The sequence below is a fragment of the Xanthomonas sp. 1678 genome, from assembly GCF_031455575.1.
Classification (GTDB): domain Bacteria; phylum Pseudomonadota; class Gammaproteobacteria; order Xanthomonadales; family Xanthomonadaceae; genus Xanthomonas_A.
The window spans coordinates 229,502-247,264 of the sequence record NZ_JAVDSZ010000008.1 but is presented as its reverse complement, the minus strand read 5'-3'; the positions used below and the strand labels follow the sequence as shown (position 1 = coordinate 247,264).

Sequence of the window (17,763 nt, the reverse complement as noted above, 5' to 3'; positions counted from 1 at the left end):
TAGCTTTCTGTAGGAGCAGCATCAGCCGCGACAAACAGAGCCGGCACGCCGCAGATCATGATCAACCGAGGATGTCATTGCCGGTCAGGCGGCCGCCTGCCGACCAAGCACACCTCACGCCGCCAGCAGCGCCTGCTTCGCGTCCTGCCCGGCCTCGCAATGCACGTACAGCACCGGCAGGCCATGCGCTTCCAGCACCGCGGCCAGCTGCCGCTGCCGGGCCAGGTAGTGTTCGTAGACCCGTTGCAGGCGTTCGCAGTCCTGGCGGTCCTGGGCATAGTGCGCGCACCAGCTGGCCGGGTCGAACAGGGCCATGCGCACTTCGCCGCCGCGGTAGCGCAGCAGCGGTTCGGGCGGGCTCGCCAGCCATTCTTCCTGGTCCGGCGCCAGCAATGCGGTCTCGATCAGCGGCCACAGCGGCGCCAGGCCCTGGTTGTCGTACTGCATCGACATCATCGCGGCCAGGTCGTTGACCGTCAGGTAGCGCGCGTGCTCGATCTGCGCGCCGAACGCCTGCTGCGCCAGCAACGCGGTGTCCGGCTGCGCCATGCCCTGCGCCAGCAGCAGGTCTTCCAGCGCCTCGGCGACCGGCTGCAGCGTCTGCGCCGGCCCGCTGAGCAGGAACGGCACCACCCGCAGCGCACCGCCGAGCAGCGCCGCATCGGCCTGGAACGGCAGCGGCACGGTGCCGTCTGCGTCGGCGCCGAACGCCAGCAGCCGCGGGCCGGTCTCGCGACCGGGGGCGCGCGCGCGCAACTCGTCCAGGCGCCGGTGCATCGGCCAGCCCGGGCGCAGCACTTCGGCCGGGTCGAAATGCGCCCCGGCCAGACTCAGCTCCAGGTCGCGCACCGCCGGCACCAGCTGCGCCAGGTCGCGGCCGACCTTCTCGGCCAGCTCGGCGGCCAGCGCGTGCGGCAGCGCGGCGTGGGCCGGGGCGAGCCCGGCGGACAGTTCCAGGGCGATCACGCCGTGGGCATTGATGCTGGCAATGGCTTGGCTCATGGCTTGGCGGTTGGCCCATCGCGGGCGCAAAGCTACACTCGCTTCATTATGCCTGCGCTAACGTGCAGGTCATGTCCCCGACTCTCCTCGCGCGAGGTAATCCCATGCCAGCAGCCCGTCCCGTCGCCATTCTCGGCGGCGTCCGTATTCCGTTTTGCCGCCAGAACACGGCATACGCGGATGTCGGGAACCTCGGCATGTCGGTACGGACGCTGGGTGCGCTGGTCGAGCGCTACGGCCTGCACGGGCAGCAGCTGGGCGAGGTGGCGATGGGGGCGGTGATCAAGCACTCCAGCGACTGGAACCTGGGCCGCGAAGCCGCGCTGTCCTCGGGCCTGTCGCCGCTCACGCCCGGCATCACCCTGCAGCGCGCCTGCGGCACCAGCCTGGACAGCATCATCACCGTGGCCAACAAGATCGCGCTGGGGCAGATCGAGTCGGGCATCGGTGGCGGTTCGGACACCACCTCCGAGGTGCCGATCGTCTATGGCAAGAAGCTGCGCGCGCGGCTGCTGGCGGCCAACCGCGCCAAGACCACCGGCGACAAGATCCGCGCGCTGACCCGCAGCTTCAAGTTCGCCGAACTCAAGCCCGAGTTCCCCGGCGTGGCCGAGCCGCGCACCGGCAAGAGCATGGGCGACCACTGCGAGGACATGGCCAAGCAGTGGAACATCGCGCGCGACTCGCAGGACGCCTGGGCGGTGTCCTCGCACCACAAGCTGGCCGCGGCCTATGAGCGCGGCTTCTTCGCCGACCTGATCGCCCCGTTCCGCGGCGTGGAGCGCGACAACATTCTGCGCGCCGACACCTCGCTGGAGAAGCTGGCTACGCTGAAGCCGGCGTTCGACAAGAGCAGCGGCCGCGGTACCCTGACCGCCGCCAATTCCACCCCGCTGACCGACGGCGCCGCTGCGGTGCTGCTGGCGTCGGAGGAATGGGCGCAGGCGCATGGCCACGTGCCGATGGCCTATCTGCGCGACGCGCAGGTCGCCGCGGTGGACTTCGTGCATGGCGAAGGCCTGCTGATGGCCCCGACCATCGCCGTGCCGGACATGCTCAAGCGCCACGGCCTGAGCCTGCAGGACTTCGACATCTACGAGATCCACGAGGCCTTCGCCGCACAGGTGCTGTGCACGCTGCGCGCCTGGGAGAGCGAGGACTACTGCCGCAATCGGCTCGGGCTGGACGCGCCGCTGGGCCAGATCGACCCGGCCAAGATCAATCCGCTGGGCTCGTCGCTGGCCACCGGCCATCCGTTCGCCGCGACCGGCGCGCGCATCGTCGCCACCGTCGCCAAGCAGTTGCAGGAACGCGGCGGCGGCCGCGCGCTGATCTCGATCTGCACCGCCGGTGGCATGGGCGTGGTGGCGATCGTCGAGCGCTGAGCGGCGATTCCGTGCGCCGGCCAGGCGCGCCGGGCGCGGGTTGCGTGCACGCTGCCGCCCTGCGCTGATGCGTGTCCCTACTGGCTTCCGGCGGCGCGCGCTTAGCGCTGTGCCGCCGTCGCGGTACCATGCGCGCCATTCGCCTGCATGACGCGGGCGAGACGGCGCGCAGGGGGCGCATGCCATGACACAGCAGGACAGCTTCAATCCGTACCAGGCGCCCGACGCCGCCATCCAGACCGCCACCATGCCGCCGCTGCCCGGGGAGACGCTGTGGCGCGACGGCGACGATCTGCTGTGCCTGCGCGATACGCCGTTCCCGGCGCACTGCGTGAAGTGCGGCGTGGCGCTGCGCAACGACGAGCTGAAGAAGCGCACGTTCTACTGGCATGCGCCGGGCTGGTACGTGCTGATCGTGGTGAGCGTGTTGATCTACGCGATCGCGGCGTTGATCGCGCGCAAGCGCAGCAGCCATGTGCTCGGGCTGTGCGCGGCGCATCGGCGCCGGCGCAACGGGTTCGTGCTGCTCACCGCCGCTGCGTTCGTCGCCGGGCCGCTGCTGGGCGTCGCCATCGGCGGCGAAGCCGGAGTCTGGCTGGGCGCGGGCCTGTTCCTGGTCATGCTGATTGCCGGCATGATCGGCGCGCGCATCCTGGTGCCGCGGCGCATGGACGAGCGCTATGCGCGCTACAAGGGCGTGGCACCGGCGTTCCTGGCGCGACTGCCGACGCTGCCGGCCGCGTTGCGGGGCTGAGCCGGGCGATTCGCCGGCGCACCTGACGGCGTTCGCGCCGTTCGCCGACGTTGCCGCCGCTCTCAGGTCTGCAATGCGCGGACGGGGGCTCCGTGCCGCCGGTCACACCGGTCAGCGGCGGCAAGAGGCCGGTACGGTGGCCGCTTGCCTCACTCCTGCAGGCGCGGAAAACCGTGGTCGTCGCGGCGTTCGGTGGCGGCCGGATCCGGATCGATCGGCAGCACGGGCGCGAGGCCGGGCAGCGGTTCGACGGGCTCACCGCGCTGCACGCGCAGTGCATTGGCGTAGCAGCGCTGGGCCATCGGCATGTCCCCGGCCTCGGCGTAGCCATCGCCGAACGCTTCCCAGGCCTCGGCACCGGCGCCCAGCGCCAGCGCGCGGTGCAGGAACTCCTCCGACTGCGGCCACTGCTGCTGGTGACGGGCCAGCCGTGCCAGGGTCAGCAGCAGGCCCGGGCTGTCCGGATGGCTCTGCAGCCAGCGCTGCGCGCTGGCGCGGCGCGAATCGTATTTCTCCACCGGCAGGCGCCCGTACAGCGCGGCCAGACCTTCGTCCCAGCGCGTCTCCAGCGCCTGTTCCACGCTGCGCAGCGCGGCATCATCCCAGTGCAGCGCGGCGGCGCGGGTCGCGTAGGCCGCGACCACGGGTGGCTCGCTGCGCAGCGACTTGGGCAGGCTTTCCCAGCGTGCGGCCAGCTCGTTGGCGTCGGCCGCCTGCTGCAGCGACGCCGCGGCCAGCCGCGCCTCCAGCGCGCCGACCGCCTCCAGCGGCAAGGCCTGCTGCTGGCGGATCGCGCCGAGCTGCCCGTAGGCCTCGCCGGCGCGGCCGATGCTGGCCAGCGCCTCGGTGCGCAGCAGCAGCCCGCGCGGCGGCAACGGCTGCGCCGCGGCCACGTCCAGCGCGTTGATCGCTTCGACCGGACGCTGCTGGGCCAGGTGGCGCTCGGCCTGCAGCAGCGCGTACGCGCTCGCGTCGCGCTCGGCCAGGCGCTGCAGGTAGCGGTTGGCCGCCTCCGCGTCGGCGCGCGCATCGGCCGCACGCACCGCCGCGACCAGAGCGACGGCGCTGACCTCCGGATCCTCCGCGGCGGCAGCGAGCTGCTTGTCGGCGCGCGTCCACTGGCCGTTGTGCAGCGCGGTCAGGCCCTCGATCAGGCGCACGCGCGACTGCTTGCGGCGATGCCGGCCCCAGGCGCGGAACGGGAAGCTGAGCAGGTTCCACAGCAGCAACAGCGCCAGGAAGGCGATCACCAGCAGCAGTGCCGCCTGCGGCAACGGCGAGATGTAGTCGTTGCCGCCGGCGCGCACGATCACTTCGCCGAGGTCGCCCAGCTTGTCCTGGGCCAGCCATTGCGCGCCGATCACGCCCAGGGCGATCACGACCAGCAGCACGATCACGGAACGTAGCGATTTCATGGTTGGCTCCTTGCGTCGCGCATGCCGCGCAACTGCTGCAGGGTGGTGCCCAGCTCGGGAATGGCCGGGCGCAGGGCGGCGTTGCGCAGGGTCTGCAGGGTCGCGCGGCGTTCGCGCAACGGTGCCGAATCGGGCCACAGGCGTTGCAACCAGGTGCCGGCGCGGGCCAGCGCGCTGCGGTAGCCGCGCGCATCGCCACGTTCCACTGCGGCGCGGGCCAGGCTCAGGTCCAGCTGCAGCGCGTCGCGCGCGGCGACCCGTTCCGAGTGCGCGGCCAGCACGCCGCCCTGCGCGGGGCGGATCTTGACCAGCGGCGACAGCAGCCGCTGCCACAGCGGCGCCTGCGCGCGTTCGGGCAACTGCGTCGGCAGCGCGTCCAGGCTGTCGGCGAAGGCGTCCAGCTGCGCCGACAGGCGCGCCTGCGGCCCGTCGCCGAGCGCGTCCAGCGCGGTGCGTTCCTGCAGCAACACCTGGCGCAGGTTGAGATAGCGCGGATCGTCCACGTCTTCCAGCACGCCGCTGGCCAGCGCATAGGCGCGGCGCGCGCCCTGCGTATCGCCCGCCACGTACAGGCGCTGCTGGCCCTGGCTCAGCAGCAGTTCCACCTCGTCCAGGCGCAGCGCCTGCGCGCCATGCCGATTGGAATCGGCGAGCTTGGCCACGTTGTCCTCGAGCAGCGCGCTGCGCTGGCTCAGGCCGAGCATTTCGTCGCGCAGCACGCGGTTGGTGCTGGCCGCGTCCTGCACCCGCTGCACGGTGGCGCGCTGGTCGCGGCGCAGCGTTTCCAGGTTCTGCTGCAGGGCCTGCAGCTGCAGCTGGATCTCCGATTGCTCGGCCAGCACGCGCGCGTTGCGCGCCTGCCACCATTCCCAGCCGCGCCAGCCGGCCAGCGCCAGCGCGGCCAGCATGGCCAGCACCAGCAGCAGCCAGATCCAGCGTGTGGAGCGGCGAGGCGTGGACGGGATTTCGGTCATCGGCAGCAATCCTTGTCGGCCTGCGTTCCGTCGCGACGATGGCGACGGCCGGACGCGCGGCACCGCGGGAGCATGGCGTGAGCGGCACCGCGGCCGCAAGCCGGCGGGCGGCGCGCGTTCAGCGAGATGGCGAGCGCGTCATGGCCACGGCGGCGGCCGTGGCCAGTTGCTGCGGCAGCGGACCGGCCGCGCGGGCGACGTCGGCGAAGCCGAGGTCGGCGGCCTGCGCGGCCAGTCGCGCGCTGGCCGCGACCAGCGGCTGCGCACGCCAGGCCGCGACCACGTCGCCGGGAAGCTGCGGCAGCACCAGCTGCAATGCCTCGCCGCTGCTCAACGCCAGCACGCCCGGCGCCGCGGCGCGCAGTCGCGCGATGCATGCCGCGGACACCGGCAACGGCAGCCGGCGGTAGACATCGGCCCGATGCAGCACGGTGCCGCGCGCCTGCAACTGCGCGGCGATCAGGCCGCGACCGCCGGGCGCGGTGACCAGGCCGACGGCACCGTCGACGGCGGCCAGCTGCGGCAGCGCGAGCAGGCCGTCGCTGTCCATCCGCGCCGGCGTGGCGACTTCGGCGATGCCGTGGCGCTGCAGCGCGCGCGCCGTCCCGGCACCCACCGCCAGCCAGCATTGCCCGGGCCGCGCCGCCAGCGGCTGCAGCGCCGCGGCCGCGCGCACCGCGGCGGGGCTGCTGAAGATCACCCGCGGCGCGGCCAGCGCCAGCGCCAGCGCGGCGCGCGCGGCATCGTCGGCACAGGCCTGCAGCCGCCATGGCGACACCGCCAGCAGCCGCGCGCCGACCCGCGCCGCCGCGCGTCGCAGCGTCGCGTGCTCGCCCTGCGGGCGCAGCGAGATCAGGGTCCAGGCCGCGGTTGCATATGCGCTCATGCCAGGCATTATGCGAGCCCCCACCGGCAGCACAAATCGCACCATGGCAGCGGATCTTCCCTTCGATGCGTTCCTGCAGCAGTTGCAGCGGCAGTTCGACGCGATGCCGCCGGTGGCGGCGCTGCAGGTCGCGCTGCAGGGCTACGCCGCGCAGCGGCTGCAGCTGACCGCGCCGCTGGCGGCCAACATCAACGACAAGGGCAACGCCTTCGGCGGCAGCCTCGGCTCGGTGATGACCCTGGCCGGCTGGGCGCTGGTCAACGTCGAACTGCATCGCGCCGGTCTGCAGGCCGACGTCTACGTCGCCGACACCCAGGTGCGCTACCTGGCGCCGCTGTACGCCGACCTGCACGCGCAGGCCAGCGCCGATGCGGACGCCGACTGGGGCGCGTTCGTGCAGACCTTCCGCCAACGCGGCCGCGCCCGGATCGGCATCCAGGCGCAGGTCGGGCCGGCCGATGCCGCCGCCGCGGCGACCCTGAGCGGACGCTTCGTCGCCATCGCGAAAGGGTAGGATGCGCGCAACCGCTCGCGCCTATCCGGGGATCCGCCATGCACTCGATGTTCCGCGCCCTGGCGCTGTTGCTGGCGCTCGGCTTCGCCGGCACCGCACTGGCCGGCAGCCGCAGCCAGCAGAACAAGCTCGACAACCTGCAGACCGCGTACGGCGGAGCGATCCGCTGGAGCGAATTCGAATCGGCGTGGGAAGTGGTGGATCCGGCCTACCGGCAGGCGCATCCGCTGACCGACCTGCAGCTGGAACGCTACCGCCAGGTGCAGGTGTCCTCCTACAAGGTCGGCCGGGTCGGCGCGCAGGATGGCGACGTGGTGCGCGACATCGAACTGGGCGTGATCAACCGCAATACCCAGGCCGAGCGCATCGTGCGCTACCGCGAACGCTGGCGCTGGGATGCGCAGGCCAAGACCTGGTGGCTGCTGGACGGCCTGCCGGACTTGTGGAACGGCCAGTAGCGCCGCCGGCCAGCTGTGCGACAATCGGCGCCCGCTTCCAGCCCCCTATTCCCGTGAACTTCGAAGAACTGCTGGCCTTCGCCGGCCGCAACCCGATGCTGGCCCTGGCCCTGGTCGGCCTGACCATCGCCCTGATCGTCACCGAAATCATGCGCCTGTTCCGCGGCTTCAAGACCCTGCGCCCGGCCGAACTGACCCTGCTGATCAACGCCGGCAACGCGGTGCTGGTCGACCTGTCGGCCGCGGCCGATTTCGAGAAGGGCCATATCGCCGGCAGCCGCAACGCCACGCCGAGCCAGTTCGGCCCCGAGCACAAGCTGGTGGCCAACGCCAAGTCCTCGCCGGTGGTGCTGGTGTGCCGCACCGGCAACACGGCCGACGCCGCCGCCAAGCAGCTGAAGAAGGCCGGTTTCGAGCAGGTCTACGTGCTCGACGGCGGCATCGCCGCCTGGCAGCAGGCCGATCTGCCGCTGGTCAAGGGCCGCTGATCGCGCTTCCCGGCCCGGCGCCGAGCGCCGCGGCCGGCATGTGATAATCCCGATTCTTTCTGTTCCCTGAATCCACCGGAGTCAAGAAATGTCCGACGTCACCAACAACGGCGCCGCGGCGCCGGCCGAAGCTGCGGCTGGCCCCGCTTTCACCATCGAGAAGATCTACGTCAAGGACGTTTCCTTCGAGTCGCCGAACTCGCCGGCGGTGTTCAACGACAACGTGCAGCCGGAGCTGCAGCTCAACCTTAACCAGCGCGTGCAGCGCCTGAACGAGCAGGCCTTCGAAGTCGTGCTCGCGGTGACCCTGACTTGCACCGCCGCCGGCAAGACCGCCTATGTGGCCGAAGTGCAGCAGGCCGGCGTGTTCGGCCTGGTCGGCCTGGACCCGCAGGCGGTGGACGTGCTGCTCGGCACGCAGTGCCCGAACATCCTGTTCCCGTACGTGCGCTCGCTGGTCAGCGACCTGATCCAGGCCGGTGGCTTCCCGCCGTTCTTCCTGCAGCCGATCAACTTCGAGGCGCTGTACGCCGAGACCCTGCGCCAGCGCGCGCAGCAGGGCGAGGGCCAGTCGCTGGCCGACTCGGAGCCGGCCGGCAACGCCTGAGCGCGTCCGCCGTCGCACATGGGCGATAACGCCGCGAAGAAGAAGATCGCCGTCCTCGGCGCCGGTTCCTGGGGCACCGCCCTGGCCGCGCTCGTCGCCCGGCACGGTTTCCCCACCGTGCTGTGGGGCCGCGATGCGGTGATCGCCGAGGCGATCGGGCAGCGCCACGAGAACCCGCGCTACCTGCCGCAGATCCCGCTGCCGGCGTCGCTGCAGGCCACCACCGACCTGGCGGCGGCCGTGCACGGCGCCGACTGGATCCTGGTGGTGGTGCCGTCGCACGCCTTCACCGAAACCTTGCACCAGCTGGCGCCGCTGCGCCCGCCGCAGGCCGGCGTGGCCTGGGCGACCAAGGGCTTCGAGCCCGGCTCCGGGCGCTTCCTGCACGAAGTCGCGCAGCAGATCCTGGGCGAGGACGTGCCGCTGGCGGTGGTGACCGGGCCCTCGTTCGCCAAGGAAGTGGCGCTGGACCTGCCGACCGCGGTGACCGTGCACGGCGATGCCGCGTTCGCGCAGCAGGTCGCCGATGCGATGCACGGCCCCACCTTCCGCGCCTACACCGGCGACGACATGGTCGGCGCCGAGCTGGGCGGGGCGATGAAGAACGTGCTGGCAGTGGCCACCGGCGTGGCCGACGGCATGGAGCTGGGCCTGAACGCCCGCGCCGGCCTGATCACCCGCGGCCTCAACGAGATGCTGCGGCTGGCCGCGGCGATCGGCGGCAAGCCGGAAACGCTGATGGGCCTGGCCGGGCTCGGCGACCTGGTGCTGACCTGCACCGGCGACCTGTCGCGCAACCGGCGCCTGGGCCTGGCACTGGGCCGCGGGCAGACCCTGCAGGACGCGGTGCGCGCGATCGGCCAGGTGGTCGAGTCGGTGCAGACCGCCGACGAGGTGATGCGCCAGGCCGAGCGCCACGGCATCGACCTGCCGATCTCCAACGCGGTGCGCGCGGTGCTGCACGGCGAACTGACCCCGGCGGTCGGCCTGCAGCAGTTGCTGGCCCGCGAGCAGAAGCCCGAGTACCCGACCACACTGTTCAGCTGATCGCGTGGCGTTCCAGAGACGAAAAAGCCCGGCTTCGGCCGGGCTTTTTTTGGTCTCTGCGGCTGCGTCGATCTGCGCGGCGCACAAAAAAAGAAGCCCGGTCCTGGGACCGGGCTTCGAACCGCGCGCAGCGGGAGAGAGAGACGCTGCGCGCAGTGCTACGCGGTGCTGCTTACCAGCTGAAACGCGGGCCGACGAACCATTCCTTGTCGCCGTCGCGGTTCATCTTCAGGTCGGCGCTCAGGCCCCAGTTCTGGTTGAGCTTGGCCTGCGCACCGAGGCGGCCGTAGAACTCGCCGTCCGGGTTGATGCCGTCCTTCTTGGTGTAGTCCTCGTAACCGCCCAGCGCATACACCTCGAGGTACGGGTTGAACGCGGTGCGGATGCCGACTTCGGCGCTGTAGCCGTTGAACTTGGTGCCGAATTCCGGATCGAAGCGGTTGTACGCCACGCGGGTCACCAGGTCGGTGCTGGTCGAGATCTCGTGGTTGTAGCCGGCGCCGATGCGCCACTGGTCGACGTCGACGTCGCCGAAATCGGTCTTCTGGCGGTTGAAGTCGCCGAACACGCTGAAGTTCGGGTTGATCGCGTAGGAGCCCTTGATGGCCCAGCCATCCGCGTCGCCGCCGTCGGCGTCGGTCTTGATGTAACCGCCTTCGACGTAGTTGTAGGACAGGCCTTCGGCCGCAGAGGCAGCGAACGGCAGGGTGGCCAGGAGGCCAAGAGCGAGCAGAGAGGTCTTCATGATCGGGATACCCTTGTTATTGGTTTAGTCGGCGCTGAGGCGTGGGGCCGTTCGCTGCCGATATGTAAATTATCCGTTAGCCACCCGAACTTGCCCTGAATATCAAACTGACAAGTACATAAATTAAACGGCGTGTTCAGGAACTTGTGTGCACGCCGCAATTGCGAATCGAAACCGCATGGCGCACTACAACGCGCGAGCTGCTCTATCGCGTTGCGGGCGTTCTTGCGGCTCATGCGTACCCACCGAGCGATGGATCGTCGCTCCTCGGTGAAAGCGTTGATGGCGCTGGATGTCGCTTGGAGAAATGGCCTCCAGCCCCGCTGGACTTTTCGCCATCACTGTTCCTTGACTGCGTCCGGGTACCGAACGGCACAGGCATCAGCTCGTAGCTCAGCAGCAGCACGCGCGGCGACGCCGCGCCCCCGAAGATGATGTTCCCAGCGCATCGCAAGCCTGTTCGCGGTCTTCGCGGCGCGGATCTCAGCGGCGAAGTCGTTGGACACGTCCTGGGAAAGCGGGTGAATGCCGCGACCGATAGTTGGCAAGGTGCCCGTGACCGCGGTGACTGCGAATGCGCCGAACGGATCGAGCCGGTGCCGGTCAGCCTGTTGTAAGCCTTCACTTCGAGATCTTAAAGGGCCAGCACGTGGCGCGCGCAGCGGGGTAGTCGATAGCCGTCTTGTTTCCGACAGCGCTGGGTCAGTGGCGTGACGATTGACAACTGTATAGCCGAGGTATATTTAGTCGACTTAGCATGGGCGCAACGTCCCTGCTATGGGGAACCGCTGCTGATCAGCGGGTCATCGCATCATCAACATATTGACGACGTCATGGATGACGCGTGCGCGGATCCATGCAAGGTAATGCACATGGATTCGGCTTGCCGCTTCACGCTCTGCCTTCTGGTCTCCCGCCGGCGCTCTGGCTCCAGTAAACGGGCCGTCTGTGAAAGGCCTCGCTATCTGCGGGTCACACTATTGGCTGCTCTGGTCTGCCTGTCAGTTGTCGAGGCTGACGCAAGAATCATCCAGAATCAGCCCAGCACAGGAGGAGGTGCAGGTCTGAGCTCCGGCCACGTAACGGATCTTGCCCGTGTGGATGTGGTTGCGGATGGGATTGCGCCAGGGCGATTGGATGGCTTCATGGCCATATGGGGTGTCCCTTCGAATCTCTTCCCACGCCCTAATCAATGGGACGATTTTGTCGAGACGAGCAAAGGGGAGCCGGATGAGGCGGGAAAGGATGCTTCCGACGAATGCCCCAAGAGTGGTAATCCCGTAGTTCTTCGCACTGGAACGAAGATCGAAACCGAAGTGGACTTTACCGGGGGCGGCGAAATGCCGTTGACACTGGAGCGTACCTTCAACTCCGCCGCCATGGATCGCTTCGACATCTTCGACAGCTGGCACAGCAATCTGGATCGGCAACTGGTCATCTACACGGATTCGAACGAGGCGCGCATGCGTCGACCAGATGGGCGATATCTGGTGTTCAAGCGCGGAGGCGATGGAGTCTACAGGGAAAGTGGCGCACAACAGGGCGCGCGCCTGACGCCCGCCGCCGGAGGAAAGTGGATCTACGTCAGTCCGGACCTGACCACGGAAACCTACGATGGCACCAAGATGGTGGAAATCCGCAATGCCAATGGCGTGCGTTGGACATTGAGCTATGGAGGCCCTGAAGGCACCCAGTTGCAGCGCGTCACCCACAGTAACGGACGCTACATGGAGTTCACCTGGGCCCAGAAAAATGCACAGACGGGCGTTGATCCGCGCGTGATCCGGGTGCGTGACCCGCAGGGAAATGTCATCGAGTACGGGTACACCCAGGACGTATACGGCTTCCTTGAGTCCGTCACCCATACAGGCAGTCCGTCGACTACCGTCAAGTATCACTATCTGTACAAGGAGCTAGGGCAGAGCCATGGGCTTCCCCTGCTGACAGGCAAGTCGATCAACGGCAGCCGTTACTCGATGTTCACTTATGACGAGCAGCATCGCGCAACTTCAACGGCGCACGCGGGGGGTGTTGAGCGCTTCGGTTTCGCATATGAGCAAGGTTCCAATGGCGAGAGTGTCACCGTAGAGACCAATCCGCTTGGAAAGGTGGCTCGCTACCGCTTCAAGGACCGGCGACTGGTCGCGATCGAAGGGCTCCCCTCGGCAAATTGCGCTGCTGGGTACAGTGAGACGCATTATGATGAAAATGGAAACAAGTCTCTCACCTCGGATTTCGAAGGAAACCTGACTCGCTATCAATACGATGGCCATGGGCATTTGCTGCTTCGAGAGGAGGCGACTGGAACACCCGTTGCACGGACAACGACGTTCGAGTGGGACGAGCAGAACAACCGCATCGCCGCCGAGACCCTGCAAGGCGTGCTGGAGACCCGCTACGACTATGATGCCAACAATCGGCTGACGTCACGCTCGCAGAAGAGCCTGGTCCCCGGGAATGCGCAGGGTGAAGTGCAGACCACGACGTTTAGCTATCAGCTGCGCTCCAATGGGCTGGTCAGCAGAATGGTCGAGGATGGGCCTGCCACGGGCAATGGCGGTGCGGTGACATTCACCTATTCGAACATGGGTGATCTGATTCGGATAGAGAACAGCATGGGCCATGCCATCGTCATGGGCGACTATACCAATTACGGTTATCCGGGCTACTCGATTGATGTAAATGGCGTGCGGACGGATTTCGTCTACGATTCGCGTGGCCGCCCGTCTGAGGTCCGTTTGGCGCTTCCCTCTGGCGTGCGCACGACCCGCTACGAATATGACGCCTTTGGAAAGCTGGCATCGGTAATTGGCCCGGACGGCGTTCGCGTCTCCAATCTCTATGATGTGGCTGGACGACTGATATCCACATCCATTCCGGAGCCGGGCGGAAGCTTTGCCGAGTCGCGATACACATACAACGCGCTGTCGCTCCCCACCAGCGAAACGATACAGCGCGTATTCGCCGATCCGGGCCGGGGGACGCAGCCATGAACGCATTCGTTCGGTTCCTCCTCCTTTCAATACTGCTCTTGGCGGTGATCGACGATGCGTCCGCCGAAGCTTGGATTCGTCTCGATGGACCTCCTGGCAACAGTTATCAGGCGCCTGCCGCATTCGATCTGAAGGTCAACTGGGGGGCTACAACCACCGGCCCAAAGGCGGAGTACATCGATGGACTTCGGTTGCTGCGTAATGGGACAGTCGTCACCATCCAGGCGGGTGGCGTTTACAGAGAGGTGGGCCTTAGCCCGGGCACCTACCACTATGAATTGCGCGCGGATGCGGTGCGCAACCTTCCTGATGGTGACCAGACGCGTCGTTCACTGGTTTCCGCGGTGGGACCAATCACCGTCAGCGCTCCTCCAGCACCGTTTGATGGCGCGGAGTTCACAGGCTTGCAGATTCCCGGGCCGCTGCAGCATCGCACACCCTATACGTTCTCTGCGACGGTACGCAATACAGGCAATACCACTTGGCCGGCGGGCTATGAGTATCAGCTGGGAGGAGCTCACGATAGCTATGCCGGGTCATGGTCCTTTGCCAACGTTCCGGTACCCCACCCGGTGGGCCCCGGTCAATCAGTCACATTCAACATCAACGTGACTGCGCCCCCGCCAGGTGAATATGGCTTCCAGTTGCAGATGATCAGAAATGGTGTCGGGCGCTTCGGTGCAGCGTCGGGCCTGGCGACGCTGTGGGTGAACGGGCCCATCAACAAGGCGCATTTCATAGACCAGAATGTGCCCTCCCAGATGGAAGCAGGAAAGACCTACAACGTATCTCTACGGATGAGAAACGCCGGCAACACGACATGGAATTCAGCTGCAGGCTATGCATTGGGTGCATTGAACGACAGCACTGTCTGGGGCAGTCATCGTCTTTCACTGCCCGGAGACATCGGACCAGGGGCCACCGCGGTGATTAGCGCCCAGGTTCGGGCGCCGACGGCACCTGGGGTATACAACTTCCAGTGGCAAATGGTGCAGGACGGGGTGGAATGGTTCGGGGTCTACACCACGAATGTACCTGTTACCGTCGTTGCGCCCCCATCCGTGGTGACCGGCAATATCGATGGACTTTCCAGCGATGGAACCGCTCTGCTGGGCTGGGCGTGCAGTACGAACCGAAACGATCCCATCGACGTCCACCTTTACGCGCGCGGCGCAGCCGGACAAGGGGTGTTTGTCGCCAGCGCTCGCGCAGATCAAGCCAGTGAGCCTGCTATCGCTGCCGCCTGCACGGCGTCGGGAACACACTACCGATTCACGCTGCCGCTGAGCCACGCAGTGCGCCGCGAACAGGTCGGTCAACCGCTCTACGTTCACGGCATTTCGCCTGTTGGCGGAGCGCACAGCCTGATTGGTGGGTCGGGTACGTTCCGCATGCCCTCGGCACCAGTCGGCAGCATCGTAGTTAATCCCAATCCGTGCACGATCGCATGGGGACAGCCCACCTGTTCCACGACGGTGCAATGGCTGGTATCCGTGGGAACCGCTCAGCTCTGGAGTGCAGTGGAAGCGGGCACCGCGACGCTGTTGGCAGAGGGGTCGGGTGGCAGTGTGGCGCTGGACACCATCCCCGCAGAGGGAATGCGCTTGTGGATCGTAAGCCAAGGGGAAGCGATTGCAGAGACGCGCGCCTCGGCTGTGGCAGGCGTGCGGCCAGGCCAGGTGCTGTCGAGGTCGGAGATCGCCTACGACGAATTGGGGCGCATCATCGCCCGAACAGACGGAGCGGGAAACACGAGCCGCAGCGGCTACGATGGCAATGGTCGAGTCATCGAGCGCAGCAGTGCGGGCAATGAAAAGACGCTGCTGAGCTACGATGCCCTGGGACGTGCGATTTCTTCTAAGGACGCGTCTGGAGCCGTCACACAAATCCGCTACGACGCCATGGACCGCGTGATTTCGGTGGTCGATCCACGCGGATTGGAGACCTCATACGAGCGGGATGGATTTGGTCGCCCGTGGCGCACCGTGAGTCCCGACGCGGGTAGCAGCACATATCAATATCAGGCCCCGAGCCGTGTGGTGCGGAGTCTCCGATCCGATGGTGTCGAAACGATCATCCAGTACGACGGACTTGGACGGATTCTCTCCAGCTCGGTTGCGGGTGATGATCGGCTGTGGACCTATGACAACTGTGCCAATGGCATTGGCAGGATGTGCTCGGCAGTCAATCACGCTTCCACTGTCGCAATGTCCTACGCTCCGGATGGGCAATTGGCAGAACGTACGGAAGACTTTGCGCTGCCTGGCATCGCAACCGCTACGGTGCAGATTGGATACGACCCTGCAGGTAGGCTGTCGAGCATTGTCTACCCCGATGGGACTGTTGCGGGATATGGATACAGCGGGGCTTGGCTGTCCGCGATGAGCCTGAAGGTGGCAGGGGTCGTACAGGGCCTTGTTTCCGATGCTCAATACAATGCAGGAGGGCGGTTGGCTCAGTTGACAATGTCCAACGGTCTGGTCTATCGCAATGCGTTCGACGCAGCGGGTCGGTTGTCTCGGCGAGATGCATATCGCATGACGGACGGAGTGTCGCTGCAGGACGTCAGCTATCATTATGATGCAGTCGGAAGAATATCTTCCATCGAGGACATGATCGATACGCAGATGACGCAGTCCATTGCCTACGACAACTCCGGTCGCCTTGCTTCCCTCGCGCGCGCGGGGATTACCCACGCGATGCAGTACGACGCCAATGGCAACTGGATGACATACACAGACGGGCAGTCCTTGCGGCAGTACATAATTGATGCAGGCAGCAATCGGTTGTCCGGCTATCAGACAGACCGTCCGGGGGATGTTGATCGTACGTATGGTTACGATGCTGCGGGGAGCCGCATCAGCGAGGACGCTCCGGGTGATCGGCGCACCTACAGCTATGATGGCTTCAATCGTCTATCAGGTACCGTGGTGAATGGGGTGGAGACCCAGTACTTCGTCAACGCACTCGGTCAGCGGACGTCCAAGATGGTGTCGGGCGCAGGGGCGACGACGCTGGCTTTTCTCGGGCAGAACCTCCTGCTTGCAGATCATGATGCCTCTGGCTGGTCCAACTATCTATGGTTCAATGGGGACCTGATCGGCGTTGCGCGAAATGGGCAAATCTATCCAGTGCGCACAGACCATCTGGGCAGGCCGGAGTTTGCGACAGATGGTTCGGCACAGGTTGTATGGAAGGCCTACAACTATGCCTACGGGCGTACCGTCACACAGGACCAGATGGGGGGCATCAGGCTGGGCCTGCCTGGGCAGTATTTCGACTCCGAATCGGGACTCTGGTACAACGGCTATCGAGACTATGATCCAGTCATCGGCCGGTATCTGCAGAGTGATCCCCTGGGCTTGGCGGGGGGGATGAATACGTATGCCTATGTGTCGGGAAATCCAATTTCGTTCGTTGATCCGCTTGGGTTAACGCAGTGCGACATCGATGCCGCATTTGCCTTCGCGAAGAAGATGAATCCAGATATCAAGTTTGGAGCGGGCGCCCCAAAGGCTGACATACCACGCGACGGTGTTGAAGGGAAGGCGGAACTGCGGGGAGGTGACGGATACATCCACCTCAACGAAAGGTACTTAAATGTGCTTGATTGGAGCGGTGTCTATAACTTGCTCGACACCATGATTCACGAAGGACTGCACTTTACTCGTCCAATAGGGTTGCAAGAGATGTCAAACAACTACGACCACCGATACATTAGCCCTGAGGCAACTCGGCGAGCGCGTGAGCAGGTCTACGACTTCAACAACGAGCGGAAGTCGCAGTGCGGGTGTGACCAATGATCTCGCTAGCTAGGATCCCGTTGCTGGTTCTCCTTGCGGTCTCTTGCTCAACTCAAAGGAGCGTCAAGGCGAGTGAGATTCATGAATGCATCATCGTAGATGACGCAGAGATTGTGGCGTCGCCCCCTAGCGGGTTGAACGAACTCGAGTCGAATCTGTGGGCAGCGAATAGCGGTCACCAGCTCCGGTCCGGCTCAAGCTCTGTTCTGTCCTTAAGAATATTCTCTGAGAAGGACGGCGTTGCTGACTCGCAATACTTTACAAAGATAACGGGGTTTCTAAATGACGGCGGGACGCTAGGGGCAAAAAAGCTTGAGCACGGCTATTTTTCTAGTGGTTGGTCTGGCTTTGCGTACAAAGCCGACTTCTGGGCGTCCGACGAAATATCAGTGGACATAAATCCGCTACCTGGGCGTGAAGGGCTCGTTGAGGTTGTCGGCCTAATTAGTGCGGAAAATGCCTACAGGCGGGAGAAGAAGGAGTTTGAACTTCATTTCACCTGCAAGCTATCCAGGCGCGCGTTGACAGAGCTAAGTCCGTGGCAAGGCGGTGCTGGCGATATCTGGAGTTCTTTTTACCCGTAGGCAAGGTCGAGTACCTGATTGGTTCGGCGGGCAGGCCCAGCACATACAGCTATGTTGACGGGAATCCGGTCTCCGCATTGACCTACTTGGATTGAAAGACCACGACGC

The 17,763-nt window shown here is 65.9% G+C and carries 15 protein-coding genes; 10 read left to right on the top strand and 5 right to left on the bottom strand.

All coding sequences use genetic code 11. The annotated features are described in order from the left end of the window. Positions 1-114: 114 nt before the first annotated feature. The gene (locus tag J2Y70_RS15695) at positions 115-1,002 is read right to left on the bottom strand and encodes a hypothetical protein (protein ID WP_263396273.1); all 888 of its coding nucleotides are present in this window, start codon (positions 1,000-1,002) and stop codon (positions 115-117) included. A 104-nt stretch (positions 1,003-1,106) separates the two neighbouring features. On the opposite strand from J2Y70_RS15695, the gene J2Y70_RS15690 reads away from it, so the two are divergent. Next, the gene (locus J2Y70_RS15690) at positions 1,107-2,387 is read left to right on the top strand and encodes an acetyl-CoA C-acetyltransferase (protein WP_263396272.1); all 1,281 of its coding nucleotides are present in this window, start codon (positions 1,107-1,109) and stop codon (positions 2,385-2,387) included. 184 nt (positions 2,388-2,571) lie between these two features. Beyond that, entirely contained in the window at positions 2,572-3,141 is a 570-nt protein-coding gene (locus J2Y70_RS15685) for a hypothetical protein (protein ID WP_309919455.1), read from the top strand. A gap of 149 nt (positions 3,142-3,290) precedes the next feature. On the opposite strand, the gene J2Y70_RS15680 is transcribed toward J2Y70_RS15685, so the two are convergent. From J2Y70_RS15680 to J2Y70_RS15670, 3 genes are all read right to left on the bottom strand, one after another. Then, positions 3,291-4,556 (bottom strand): heme biosynthesis HemY N-terminal domain-containing protein, encoded by a 1,266-nt coding sequence (locus J2Y70_RS15680; protein WP_309919452.1) that lies wholly within the window; start codon positions 4,554-4,556, stop codon positions 3,291-3,293. Further along, on the bottom strand, positions 4,553-5,530 hold the full coding sequence (locus J2Y70_RS15675) for a uroporphyrinogen-III C-methyltransferase (protein ID WP_309919449.1): 978 nt from the start codon (positions 5,528-5,530) through the stop codon (positions 4,553-4,555). The genes J2Y70_RS15680 and J2Y70_RS15675 overlap by 4 nt, the downstream gene beginning before the upstream one ends. A 118-nt stretch (positions 5,531-5,648) precedes the next feature. Further along, positions 5,649-6,425 (bottom strand): uroporphyrinogen-III synthase, encoded by a 777-nt coding sequence (locus J2Y70_RS15670; RefSeq protein ID WP_309919446.1) that lies wholly within the window; start codon positions 6,423-6,425, stop codon positions 5,649-5,651. 34 nt (positions 6,426-6,459) lie between these two features. Here J2Y70_RS15670 and J2Y70_RS15665 point away from each other — a divergent pair, with 34 nt between their 5' ends. The 5 genes from J2Y70_RS15665 to J2Y70_RS15645 all read left to right on the top strand — a co-directional run bounded on the left by J2Y70_RS15665 (position 6,460) and on the right by J2Y70_RS15645 (position 9,530). Further along, positions 6,460-6,930 carry a YiiD C-terminal domain-containing protein gene (locus J2Y70_RS15665; RefSeq protein WP_309919444.1) on the top strand — a complete coding sequence of 157 codons (471 nt, stop codon included), beginning with the start codon at positions 6,460-6,462 and terminating at the stop codon, positions 6,928-6,930. Positions 6,931-6,968: 38 nt separating this feature from the next. Beyond that, positions 6,969-7,388 carry a hypothetical protein gene (locus tag J2Y70_RS15660; protein ID WP_263396266.1) on the top strand — a complete coding sequence of 140 codons (420 nt, stop codon included), beginning with the start codon at positions 6,969-6,971 and terminating at the stop codon, positions 7,386-7,388. Positions 7,389-7,441: 53 nt separating this feature from the next. Continuing rightward, entirely contained in the window at positions 7,442-7,876 is a 435-nt protein-coding gene (locus J2Y70_RS15655; protein WP_263396265.1) for a rhodanese-like domain-containing protein, read from the top strand. A gap of 88 nt (positions 7,877-7,964) precedes the next feature. After that, complete coding sequence (secB, locus tag J2Y70_RS15650) at positions 7,965-8,483, top strand: protein-export chaperone SecB (RefSeq protein WP_263396264.1); 519 nt, start codon at positions 7,965-7,967, stop codon at positions 8,481-8,483. Positions 8,484-8,501: 18 nt separating this feature from the next. Then, positions 8,502-9,530, top strand: coding sequence for an NAD(P)H-dependent glycerol-3-phosphate dehydrogenase (locus J2Y70_RS15645; protein WP_263396263.1), 1,029 nt, complete (start codon positions 8,502-8,504; stop codon positions 9,528-9,530). Positions 9,531-9,702: 172 nt separating this feature from the next. Here J2Y70_RS15645 and J2Y70_RS15640 read toward each other — a convergent pair whose 3' ends face one another. Next, positions 9,703-10,275, bottom strand: coding sequence for an Ax21 family protein (locus J2Y70_RS15640; protein WP_263396262.1), 573 nt, complete (start codon positions 10,273-10,275; stop codon positions 9,703-9,705). Between the two features lie 872 nt (positions 10,276-11,147). Here J2Y70_RS15640 and J2Y70_RS15635 point away from each other — a divergent pair. From J2Y70_RS15635 to J2Y70_RS15625, 3 genes are read left to right on the top strand one after another with little or no spacing between them, the layout of a single operon-like run. Continuing rightward, positions 11,148-13,268 carry a DUF6531 domain-containing protein gene (locus J2Y70_RS15635; RefSeq protein WP_309919433.1) on the top strand — a complete coding sequence of 707 codons (2,121 nt, stop codon included), beginning with the start codon at positions 11,148-11,150 and terminating at the stop codon, positions 13,266-13,268. Continuing rightward, on the top strand, positions 13,265-17,071 hold the full coding sequence (locus J2Y70_RS15630; RefSeq protein ID WP_309919430.1) for an RHS repeat-associated core domain-containing protein: 3,807 nt from the start codon (positions 13,265-13,267) through the stop codon (positions 17,069-17,071). The genes J2Y70_RS15635 and J2Y70_RS15630 overlap by 4 nt, the downstream gene beginning before the upstream one ends. Beyond that, on the top strand, positions 17,068-17,655 hold the full coding sequence (locus J2Y70_RS15625; RefSeq protein WP_309919427.1) for a hypothetical protein: 588 nt from the start codon (positions 17,068-17,070) through the stop codon (positions 17,653-17,655). The genes J2Y70_RS15630 and J2Y70_RS15625 overlap by 4 nt, the downstream gene beginning before the upstream one ends. The last annotated feature ends 108 nt before the right edge of the window (positions 17,656-17,763 follow it).

Coding starts and splice junctions, on each gene's coding strand:
- J2Y70_RS15695 (WP_263396273.1), bottom strand. CDS start 1,002: ATGAGCCAAGCCATTGCCAGCATCAATGCCCACGGCGTGATCGCCCTG.
- J2Y70_RS15690 (WP_263396272.1), top strand. CDS start 1,107: ATGCCAGCAGCCCGTCCCGTCGCCATTCTCGGCGGCGTCCGTATTCCG.
- J2Y70_RS15685 (WP_309919455.1), top strand. CDS start 2,572: ATGACACAGCAGGACAGCTTCAATCCGTACCAGGCGCCCGACGCCGCC.
- J2Y70_RS15680 (WP_309919452.1), bottom strand. CDS start 4,556: ATGAAATCGCTACGTTCCGTGATCGTGCTGCTGGTCGTGATCGCCCTG.
- J2Y70_RS15675 (WP_309919449.1), bottom strand. CDS start 5,530: ATGACCGAAATCCCGTCCACGCCTCGCCGCTCCACACGCTGGATCTGG.
- J2Y70_RS15670 (WP_309919446.1), bottom strand. CDS start 6,425: ATGCCTGGCATGAGCGCATATGCAACCGCGGCCTGGACCCTGATCTCG.
- J2Y70_RS15665 (WP_309919444.1), top strand. CDS start 6,460: ATGGCAGCGGATCTTCCCTTCGATGCGTTCCTGCAGCAGTTGCAGCGG.
- J2Y70_RS15660 (WP_263396266.1), top strand. CDS start 6,969: ATGCACTCGATGTTCCGCGCCCTGGCGCTGTTGCTGGCGCTCGGCTTC.
- secB (WP_263396264.1), top strand. CDS start 7,965: ATGTCCGACGTCACCAACAACGGCGCCGCGGCGCCGGCCGAAGCTGCG.
- J2Y70_RS15645 (WP_263396263.1), top strand. CDS start 8,502: ATGGGCGATAACGCCGCGAAGAAGAAGATCGCCGTCCTCGGCGCCGGT.
- J2Y70_RS15640 (WP_263396262.1), bottom strand. CDS start 10,275: ATGAAGACCTCTCTGCTCGCTCTTGGCCTCCTGGCCACCCTGCCGTTC.
- J2Y70_RS15635 (WP_309919433.1), top strand. CDS start 11,148: ATGGATTCGGCTTGCCGCTTCACGCTCTGCCTTCTGGTCTCCCGCCGG.
- J2Y70_RS15630 (WP_309919430.1), top strand. CDS start 13,265: ATGAACGCATTCGTTCGGTTCCTCCTCCTTTCAATACTGCTCTTGGCG.
- J2Y70_RS15625 (WP_309919427.1), top strand. CDS start 17,068: ATGATCTCGCTAGCTAGGATCCCGTTGCTGGTTCTCCTTGCGGTCTCT.